Origin of the sequence: Leptolyngbya sp. FACHB-711 (assembly GCF_014695615.1) — a bacterium.
Lineage (GTDB): Bacteria > Cyanobacteriota > Cyanobacteriia > Elainellales > Elainellaceae > Leptolyngbya_A.
Genome location: NZ_JACJOR010000466.1, coordinates 1 through 9,936, shown reverse-complemented (window position 1 = coordinate 9,936; position 9,936 = coordinate 1). Strand labels below are relative to the sequence as shown.

At 47.5% G+C, this 9,936-nt stretch carries 7 protein-coding genes and 1 pseudogene; 5 read left to right on the top strand and 3 right to left on the bottom strand.

Annotation, left to right across the window (positions count from 1 at the left end; genetic code table 11):
- A partial coding sequence (gene devC / locus H6F80_RS21530) for an ABC transporter permease DevC (RefSeq protein ID WP_190793578.1) occupies positions 1-811 on the top strand: 811 nt, incomplete at its 5' end.
- A 39-nt stretch (positions 812-850) separates the two neighbouring features.
- Positions 851-1,603: pseudogene (locus H6F80_RS21525) on the top strand (DevA family ABC transporter ATP-binding protein).
- A gap of 210 nt (positions 1,604-1,813) precedes the next feature.
- Here H6F80_RS21525 and H6F80_RS21520 read toward each other — a convergent pair.
- Entirely contained in the window at positions 1,814-3,061 is a 1,248-nt protein-coding gene (locus tag H6F80_RS21520) for an amidohydrolase family protein (protein ID WP_190793577.1), read from the bottom strand.
- Between the two features lie 56 nt (positions 3,062-3,117).
- Positions 3,118-4,053 (bottom strand): isopenicillin N synthase family dioxygenase, encoded by a 936-nt coding sequence (locus tag H6F80_RS21515; RefSeq protein WP_190793576.1) that lies wholly within the window; start codon positions 4,051-4,053, stop codon positions 3,118-3,120.
- A 221-nt stretch (positions 4,054-4,274) separates the two neighbouring features.
- Between H6F80_RS21515 and H6F80_RS21510 the strand changes: the two genes are divergently transcribed.
- The 3 genes from H6F80_RS21510 to H6F80_RS21500 are packed head-to-tail and all read left to right on the top strand — an operon-like array spanning position 4,275 to position 8,863.
- Entirely contained in the window at positions 4,275-5,498 is a 1,224-nt protein-coding gene (locus H6F80_RS21510; protein WP_190793575.1) for an ABC transporter substrate-binding protein, read from the top strand.
- 14 nt (positions 5,499-5,512) lie between these two features.
- On the top strand, positions 5,513-6,382 hold the full coding sequence (locus H6F80_RS21505) for a branched-chain amino acid ABC transporter permease (RefSeq protein ID WP_190793574.1): 870 nt from the start codon (positions 5,513-5,515) through the stop codon (positions 6,380-6,382).
- A 3-nt stretch (positions 6,383-6,385) separates the two neighbouring features.
- On the top strand, positions 6,386-8,863 hold the full coding sequence (locus H6F80_RS21500; RefSeq protein ID WP_190793573.1) for a branched-chain amino acid ABC transporter ATP-binding protein/permease: 2,478 nt from the start codon (positions 6,386-6,388) through the stop codon (positions 8,861-8,863).
- 17 nt (positions 8,864-8,880) lie between these two features.
- Here the strand turns inward: H6F80_RS21500 and H6F80_RS21495 are convergent, their stop codons facing one another.
- A complete protein-coding gene (locus tag H6F80_RS21495; protein WP_190793572.1) occupies positions 8,881-9,585 on the bottom strand; it encodes a GntR family transcriptional regulator in 705 nt (234 codons plus the stop codon).
- Positions 9,586-9,936 lie beyond the last annotated feature (351 nt).

The window sequence follows — 9,936 nt, the reverse complement described above, 5'->3', positions numbered from 1 at the left end:
TGGCTTTGACCTGGAAAAACCCGCATTTAACCTGCCGGAAATCAATCAAAATTTAGGTACCCTTCAACAAGCGGATACCTTACTATTTGACCGTTCATCGCGGGGAGACTACAAACAGGCGATCGCTCGTATTGGTCAGGGTGAAACCGTCAGTACTGAGATTAAAGGACGCACAATTCACCTGAAAGGACTATTTACGGTTGGTTCTTCCTTCGCGGCAGACGGCAGCTTGATGACCAGCGATCAAAACTTTCTACGAATTGTGTCGCAACGTCAAGCAGGTGAAGTTAGCGTTGGCTTGATTACTCTTGCACTGAATGCCAATCCAAATGCCGTGGTTACTGCATTAAAATCCCGCCTGCCGCACGATGTCCGAGTTCTCACTCGTGCAGAATTTATTGAGTTTGAAGAAGGGTATTGGCGTAGAAATACCGCGATCGGATTTATTTTTGCCCTGGGAACCTTGATGGGATTTATGGTAGGCGTGATCATCGTGTACCAAATTTTGTATAGCGATGTCAGCGATCACATGGCAGAATACGCCACGCTGAAAGCGATGGGTTACCGCAATCTTTACTTACTGGGTGTTGTCCTGCAAGAAGCCCTGCTCCTAGCGGTCTTAGGCTACATTCCCGGAAACTTAATTGCGATCGGGCTTTATTCATTGACCCGTAATGCGACAAATTTGCCAATTTACATGACCTTGTCTCGCACGATTTACGTATTGCTGCTCACGATCATTATGTGCGTGATGTCAGGAGCGGTTGCAGTCCGAAAATTGCGATTGGCAGATCCAGCAGATATTTTCTAACTCCTTCTTAATTACTTTCTAACTTCTTCCTGATTACTCATGCAGACTCTTGATTCGCTTAAACCTAAACAATGTACAGCACTAAATGCCGTCATCTCGATCGCAGAATTGAATCATTTTTTTGGTCAAGGTCAACTCCGAAAGCAAGTCTTGTTTAATATCAATTAAACAATTAATGCAGGTGAAATTGTGATTATGACTGGACCTTCTGGCTCAGGAAAAACAACCCTGCTGAGTATGATCGGCGGATTGCGATCGCCTCAGTCAGGAAGTTTAAAGCTCCTCAATCAGGAACTCTGTGGAGCAAGCCAGAAACAACTCATTCAGTCTCGACGTAGCATTGGCTATATCTTCCAAGCCCATAACTTATTAAATAGTTTGACCGCATTGCAAAACGTACAGATGTCATTGCAATTGCACCATCATCTGTCTCCTGAGGAAGAAGGAACAAAAGCAGCTGAAATGCTGGAAGCGGTTGGGCTAGGGCATCGCCTGCACTACTATCCGGATGACTTATCAGGAGGGCAAAAGCAGCGGGTAGCGATCGCCCGTGCTTTAGTGAGCCATCCTAAGATTGTGCTGGCAGATGAACCAACGGCTGCGTTAGATAGTAAGTCGGGGCGAGATGTCGTGAATTTGATGCAAAAACTGGCAAAAGAGCAGGGCTGCACGATTTTGATGGTGACTCATGATAACCGAATCTTAGATATTGCCGATCGCATTGTCCACATGGAGGATGGTCATCTTACCTCAGACACACGAACCACGATGCACAGCACCAGCTACCAGTAAGTCGTTCAGCCTAAATACTACAATCCTTAACAGGATTTGAACGGGGTGCAGGAGTTCCTCCTTGTTCACAAACTGGCTGTGAACGCTGTGCAATTGAGTTGATGCGAGCAGACGGGTATATCAATTAGTTTGGGTCAAGGTCTGCCTGCCCCATTCCTCTTGCCCACCCATGACAGCACCCCCTGAACGATTACGTATCTTATCTCTTCCCTAAAGTGAAGTTGCCAGTACTTTGGGGGCAAACCACTGTTGTTCTACTTTACTTTGCACAATCACAATCCCGTTTTTAATAACGGTTCGTCCCATTGGTGCAGAACCGATCGCCTCACTGACTGAACGAACATTGAGTAGTACCAGATCTGCTAGATTACCGACTGCAATTCCATAATTTGGAATGGCGATCGCCTCTGCGGCCTGATTTGTCGCCAGCTCTAAGCAAAGCTGATGGCTCGATACGGTTCCTAAATGGAGTACCTGTGCCAGCAGGGCACAAAGCTTTAGCAGGTCCCCATCGCCAAAAGGGGTGAATAGATTCAACACGTTGTTGGTTGCAAGCCCAACGCTAACTCCCAGTTCTGCTAAACGATGCACAGGAGCAATGCCCCGACGTACATTGTGGGTATCTTTGCGAGCCATCATGTACAGGTCAGTGGTAGGTAAAGCCAGAATTGAGATACCCGCATCGCGCATTGCAAGGGCAAGAGATTCTAATTTTAAAGGCGTTAATGCCGCTAACTTGGTCATATGACCTAAACAGACTCGTCCTTGCCAACCCCGTTTAATCGTTTCTTCAATAACCAGTGGTAACAGTAACGGATCATCGTTATCCAAAAAGTCGAGATGGAAGTCAACATTGCAATTAAATTCTTGAGCCAGATCGAAGACAATTTCAATGTTCTTCTTGGGATCTGGATCAACATAGGGAGCAGAGCCGATCGCATCGCCACCCATTGCCAAGGCCTGGCGGAGTTGATTCACTAATCCGTCATGGTTTGTGATTCCTTCCTGAGCAAAAATAGCAAGTTGTAAGGTTATGCCCCAGGCGTAGGATTCTCGTAGAGGCAGAAGTGCCTGGATTGCATTCAGTCCAATCGTTGGATCAACTTCAACATGGGTTCGCATGGCGGTTGTACCAAAAGCGATCGCCCGTTCAATCAGTCGGCTTGCCCGGTTTTGAATATCCTCAACCGTAAATGCTTGCTTCAACCTCAGCGTTTCACGCAGGGCTTCGTCGAACGTCCCATCTAACGCCGGATAGCGATCGAGAATAAGGGCTTTATCGAGGTGAATGTGTCCATCTACTAGCCCTGGGATGAGTAAATTTCCCTGGGCATCTAATGTTTGGGTTGACGGGTCGGAAAGGGTTGGTGCAATGGCGGTGATGCGATCGCCCGTAATGCCGATATCCCAAATTCCAGTTTGCTCCGGAAGAGTAGCGTTAGTGATTTTTAGATCCATTAATGCACACCGATTGAAAGAGCAATGATTGCAAATAGAGGTCTTTTCTTGATCTGCTATGACTCGACTTGATAAGAAGCTTGCAGGCAATTGATCAAATGTTCACGAGTCGTTGTAGGGGGATAGAGAGGCGCATGTCCCGGTTGGCAACAGGGTTCTAGGCAAACGATTTCTGCATCAATGTTGGGGCGATAGAAAAATATTGCAGAATAGCGCGATCGCCGTGCTGCTGGTTCAGGTGGAACTACCACTCGATGCTTGGTTGAGCGAAAAGCATCATTTGTCCAGCGTTCCATCAAATCCCCTGTATTCACAATAGCCGTACCGGGAATATAGGGAGCTGGAAGCCAAACCCCATCGTGGAGAATCTCCAATCCACCCACGTCATCCTGAAATAGAAGCGTAATCGTGCCATAGTCGGAATGGGCTCCGGCTCGAATTTGTCCAGGGATGACTGTTGCAGGAGCAGGTGGATAGTGGAGCAGCCTCACAGTGCTGTAATGCTGGTCATGGGTTGGCTCAAAAAAGGATTCTGGCAACCCCAAGGAGAGGGCAAAGGCTCCCATAATTTGCTGACAGACGGCTGTGCTTACTCTATAAAACTCCAATAGGGCCTGATTCAAGGTGAGTTGATTTGGTAGCCATTTTTCGTTAGCACGCGGCTGCAACAGCCCAATATTGTAGGCTTCCATCAAATCGCCTGCGTCACTAGGATCAAGATGTTGCATTTGCATCCCGATATATCCACAGTTGCATTCTGGACTGTCCCAGGGAATCTGATTTTTCACCTCAGTCGGCAGATCAAAAAACTGTTTGGATTCAGCGAACAGGCGATCGATCAAGGATTGTGACACCCCGTGGTTCTTTAGATACAAAAAGCCAACGTTGGTGCAGGCATGACGAATTTGATCTGCAACCTGTTGACGCGTGGAGCGATCACCCGATTGGTACGCTGCGAAATCAATGACCGGAATTTGTTCAGTTGCTTGCATTGCAGCCCTACTCTCCTGCTCTACCGATTTGTGGCTGACCATACTCTCTCCCTGGCTCCCCTACCATTCCACGCGCAAAAAAACTCCATGCTCATGAGTACAACAGATTCATTCAAAATTTGGTATTACTGAACACAAGCTTGTATACAAGACTGTATTACTGTTGCTTCTGAGTTGAAACGCAGTTCACATTTCATTCAATAAAAGCAGGAAGGTTATCCATGTCGTTTTATCGATTTGGGCTACGTCGTCGCGATGTTTTGCGTGGAGCATTGGGGATGGGCGTGGCGATCGCAACATCCAAGCTTACCGGGTGTTCGTCTAAGCCATCCAGCACTGCTGAAGCGTCTTCAGAGCCGATCAAGATTGGTTTGGTTGCCGCCATTACCGGAGGTTCCGCCCTATCTGGTGAGTCAATTATCCGTGGATTGGCGATCGCGATTGATGAAATCAATCAAAAGGGTGGCATTCTGGGAGGGCGTTCCTTAGAACTGGTAACGCGAGATGATGAGTCTACCCCAGCCAGAGGCGTTGCGGCAGCACGTGAGTTAATTGAGCAGGAGAAGGTTGCTGCTGTGTTTGGTGGCATTGACTCCCCTGTCTCTATCGCAATGATGCCCGTTATCCACGAATTGCAAGTGCCCTATATGGGAGTGTGGGCTGCAGCAACCAAAATTACTCAGAATGGTCACGATCCCAACTTTGCGTTCCGGGTGTCTGCCAACGATAACATTGTCGATCGCTTCTTGATCAAGCATGTCAGCGAAGCCTACGGTAAACCCAAAGTCGGTTTGATGCTGGTCAATAACCCCTGGGGAGAATCGAACGAAGCAGGCTTTAAGCAGTGGGCACCTGAATACGGCGTAGAAGTTGGTGCAATTGAAAAGTTTAATGACACCGACACTGACATGTCAGCCCAACTGGCACGCCTCAAAGATGCTGGGGTAGGAGCTGTATTGCTGGTAGGGAACGCGGCACCCGGTGCACAGGTGATGAAGTCATTAACCCGAATTGGCTGGGATGTTCCGGTGGTGTCTCACTGGGGTATTTCTGGTGGACGCTTTCCCGAATTAGCAGGCAAAGCAGCCAGCAAAGTAGTGTTTGTGCAAACCCATAGCTTCTTCGGGGAACAGAATGCTACAGGTCAGAAAGTGATGGCCGCGCTCAAAGACAAATACAAGTTGAATAGCCCTGGTGAAATTCTCGCCCCGGTCGGTACAGCAAATGCGTACGATGCAATGCATTTGACAGCGCTGGCGATCGAAACGGCTGGCAGTACGGAAGGCCCCAAAGTTCGGGAGGCGTTCTACAGCTTGCCAACTTACGAGGGATTGATCAAAACCTACAATCGCTCCTTTACGCCAGAAAATCATGATGCCCTGAATGAGGACGACTACATTCTGGTGCAGTGGAAAGGGAAGGAAATTGTTCCCGTCAGCGCATAAAGCTTTCATTTAATATGCTGCAACAACTTATTTTGTCGGGAATTGCGATCGGAAGCATGTATGGCTTGATTGCTCTGGGGTTTCAAGTCACCTATGCCGTTTCTAACACCATGAATTTCTCCCAGGGGGCATCCGTCATGCTGGGAGCTGTTCTCTGCTACATGCTCAACATCACCTGGGGCTGGAATTTTTGGATTGCTGCCCTGTTGACGCTACTCCTTTGTGCTGGAGTTGGGTTATTAATCGAGCGCTTTATCGTTCGTCCGTTTGCCAAGGGTGGCTCTAACTCCTGGTTATTGACCACGATCGCCATTGGCATCATTGCCGATAACGTGGCAATGGTCACCTTTGGTAAGGAAGTGCGGGCTTATCCCTCTGCCTTAGCGACCGATCCCGTGATGATTTTGGGTTTTGGCATCTTTCCCATTGAGCTACTGACGCCCGTCATTGGATTTGCAGTGGCACTTTTAGTACGCGTAATGTTTACTCAAACGCTGTTAGGCAAAGCCTTTCAAGCGGTCAGTGAAAATCACGACACCGCTCGCATTATGGGCATTCCTGTGGAGAAGATGATTGCCTTCTCCTTTGCCGTTTCCACTGTTTTAGCAGGTATCGCCGGAATCTTGATTGCCCCGGTTGCCAATGTCTCTGCCACGATGGGCACGTTGCTTGGCTTAAAAGCTTTTGCAGCCGCAATTATTGGAGGTTTGGCGAATCCCTGGGGAGTGATGCTGGCAGGCGTGTTTTATGGTGTGGTCGAATCAGTAGCAGCCGGGACGCTGGGCGGTAGTTATCGCGAAATTGTTGGGTTTGCGGTGGTCATTCTGGCATTGGCACTCAGACCAAACGGACTATTCGGACGGATGCAAGTGAAGAAGGTATAGGGAATGGGGATTCGTCGCGGGTTGGGAATTGGGTTGTTGGCAGTTGCAATTGTCGGAGCGATCGCCGCACCCAACACATACTACTTATTTCTGTTAGCCATGATTGCCATCACCACCATGGTGGGCGTAGGGCTAAATGTGCTGATTGGCTTGTCTGGACAAGTTTCGATCGGACATGCTGGATTTTTTGCCATCGGTGCCTATACGGGTTCCTTGCTCATCACCAAGGCGGGGTGGAACTTCTGGTTAGCGCTGGGTTTAGCGGGAATTACAGCCGCCGTCACGGGGGTTGCACTGGCGGCTCCTGCATTACGGGTAACGGGTCCTTATCTAGCAATGGTAACAATCGCCTTCGGAATCATTGTCGAACGAGTGTTAATTGAATGGGTGTCTCTTACGGGTGGATTTGGTGGCATTTCAGTACCCAAGCCATCGCTGTTGGGATTGCAACCGAGTCTGCGCTTGGTTGTGGTGCTGGCGATCGCCTGTGCTGCCCTGGCCGTCGTCACATTTACCCTTTTGAAACAACACTCCTGGGGTAAGGCTTTTCAAGCCGTTAAAGATGACGAAATTGCAGCCGCCTCGGTTGGATTAAACGTGTTGCAAATTCGGGTAGTCGCATTCGCGATATCTGCTGCACTGACAGGAATTGCAGGTGTTTTCTTTGCGTCTGCTGTAGGCTTTATTAGTCCTGATAGTTTTACTTTCTACCGTTCTATTTTATTTCTGCTCGTTGTTATTCTAGGTGGCTTGAATACCGCAGAAGGGGCAATTTTTGGAGCCGTTATTCTCGTTGTTCTTCCTGAATTTCTACATGATTTTGCCGACTATCAACTCATCGTCTTTGGATCACTCCTGATTCTAACGCTGTGGATTGCTCCCAATGGATTAGTCAGTCTTTTTACCGATCGCTTCAAACGTACTGCTCCTGTTTATCCTCTTAGCACTCCTCCTAACGATATTCCGGCATTAATCGGGCATCACCAAGAGCGTTCCAGACTCGAGGTTAACCAGGTCGGCATTCGCTTTGGTGGTTTGCAAGCATTACAAAATGTTGATTTAACCGCTGAACCTGGCACCATTACAGCCGTCATCGGTCCAAATGGCGCAGGCAAAACAACTCTGTTGAACTTAATTAGCGGTTTCTACCGAACGCAGAGCGGCAACATTACGCTGGGAACAATTGATTTAACGAATCAATCAAGTTTGGCGATTGCCCATGTGGGGGTAACCCGTACCTTTCAATCCACTCGATTGTTCAACTCCCTTTCTGTGTTAGACAACCTGAGAGCTGCACGCTTCAGCCGCAAATTAGGCAACCCGCTCACAGCGCTAGTGGGCATTGGGCGATTACGACAACCCGAGAAGGATTTGCTGGAGTTATTGGCATTTGTGGGTTATCAGGGAAACGTTTATTTAGAAGCAGCAAACCTACCCTTTGTCGATCGCCGTCTGGTGGAAATTGCTCGCGCTCTGGCAACATCTCCCCAGGTTCTACTGCTGGATGAACCCGCTGCCGGATTGAGTTCTGAAGATAAAAAATCGCTAGCAAAGTTAATTCGACGGATTGCCAGCACTGGCATTAAAGTGATTCTGATTGAACATGATATGGAGTTGGTCATGAGTCTCTCCGATCGCGTTCTGGTTCTGGATGGTGGGCAATTAATTTGTGCCGGAGAACCCAAGTTAGTTCAACAAGATAAGCGAGTGTTAGCCGCCTACTTAGGTGTTTCTGATCTGTCTTTACCTCGTTCTACTCACCCTGAATCCAATCCAGTTTTACAAATTCAAAATCTTGTGAGTGGCTACGGTTCGCTGCAAGTTCTCGATCAAATTTCGCTCACGGTGAATACTGGAGAATTAGTGGCAGTGATCGGTGCCAATGGTACTGGTAAAAGCACCCTCCTGAAGAGTATTTGCGGGCTACTTCAACCCTGGTCAGGCGACGTGAAATTTGCTGGAACTGATCTCAGAAAAATTCCTGCTCATCACATGACCGATCAAGGAATTGTGTTAGTTCCAGAAGGACGACAAATTTTTACCGAGTTAAGCGTCTATGACAATATTCGATTAGGAGCATATCGTCGTCACGATCAAGAGGCAATTCAAGCTGATATCCAAGCTGTTCTCAAACGTTTTCCACGTCTACAGGAACGACAACATCAACGAGCCGGATTACTCTCTGGAGGAGAACAGCAAATGCTGGCGATCGCCCGTGGCTTAATGGCTCGTCCTAAAGTGTTACTGCTAGATGAACCGTCGCTGGGATTAGCTCCTAAACTTGTGTCTGCACTATATGAAACGCTAGCAGAACTACGAGATGAAGGGATGACCATTCTGCTCGTTGATCAAATGGCAAAACTAGCACTCTCAGTAGCCGATTACGCTTATCTACTTGAAGGGGGTCGAATTATTCAATCTGGTAGCGCAACCGAAATGCAACAAGATCCCGCGATCGCTCACGCCTATTTAGGCGGTTAATGAGTAGGTATCCATCACTAAAACTCACAAAACCACCCCATATACAATCGAGCAATTCCTTCTTTGATAACATTAACAACCTGTTCGCGGCGAACTTCAACATGAGAAGACATGCATTTTGCCGCCATCTCAATCTCGTGTTCTTTTATTGCTTTCAAAATTTCCCGATGATGCTTACAGGTATCATTGCGTTTGTCAAAATCTTCCATAAAAATCTGACGAATGAAATGGATTCGCGTATTGATACTTTGTAAAGTATGAAGTAGTTCAGTATTGCGTGAGAGAAGTGCCAATTGCTCGTGAAACTGTTCATCAAAATGAACGCATTCGGCAGGTGTATAGGTATCAAACTTATCCGATACACCCTCCCAAAAGTTAGCTAAGCCAGTTATCTCATCCTCTGTTGCGCGTTCGATCGCCAATTTAGTGCTAATAACCTCTAAGCCACAGCGCATTTCGTAGAGGTCATAAATGAGTTTAGTATTGAGCGATCTTCCCAGAAAACCTCGACGAGGCACAAAGTCAAGGAGGTCTTCTGCGACTAAGCGATTGAGGACTTCTCTGAGCGGTGTGCGACTAACACCCAGCGATGTAGCCAGCTCAACCTCATTTAAAGGTTCTCCTGGACGAAACCGATAATTGATCGCCATTTGCTTCAGCTGATCATAAATTCGTTGAACGCTACTTCCTTGTTTTGTGTGTTTGGAAGTTTTACCAGCCATTGAATTACCTTACTTGAATAGATTAACTTCCAGAAGTTTCTTGTTTATTGCTGCGAAGGTAGAGTGGCGAAGAACGTTCACACATCAACAGTTAATAGAATCTCCATTACATTCAGATAAAATAGCTGTAACCCAAAAAGCAATTATTAGAGTTGTCGGGAAATAAGAACAGAGCTAGCCAATGCGACCTTTCAAGTTCTTCCTATGCCGCAGTCAGGTAGAAGTTCCATAATCCTGTTGCGGTTAGCATAAGGTGATCATCAAACTCCGCTTTTCGATTGCGATAGATAGCGCTCACCGCATTGTAACGCTTGACTCCAGCAAACGCATTTTCACAGACCACTCGCGATT

What these genes read in the sequence shown, in the direction of transcription:
- H6F80_RS21520 (WP_190793577.1), bottom strand. Translation starts at nt 3,061, where the DNA reads ATGGATCTAAAAATCACTAACGCTACTCTTCCGGAGCAAACTGGAATT.
- H6F80_RS21515 (WP_190793576.1), bottom strand. Translation starts at nt 4,053, where the DNA reads ATGCAAGCAACTGAACAAATTCCGGTCATTGATTTCGCAGCGTACCAA.
- H6F80_RS21510 (WP_190793575.1), top strand. Translation starts at nt 4,275, where the DNA reads ATGTCGTTTTATCGATTTGGGCTACGTCGTCGCGATGTTTTGCGTGGA.
- H6F80_RS21505 (WP_190793574.1), top strand. Translation starts at nt 5,513, where the DNA reads ATGCTGCAACAACTTATTTTGTCGGGAATTGCGATCGGAAGCATGTAT.
- H6F80_RS21500 (WP_190793573.1), top strand. Translation starts at nt 6,386, where the DNA reads ATGGGGATTCGTCGCGGGTTGGGAATTGGGTTGTTGGCAGTTGCAATT.
- H6F80_RS21495 (WP_190793572.1), bottom strand. Translation starts at nt 9,585, where the DNA reads ATGGCTGGTAAAACTTCCAAACACACAAAACAAGGAAGTAGCGTTCAA.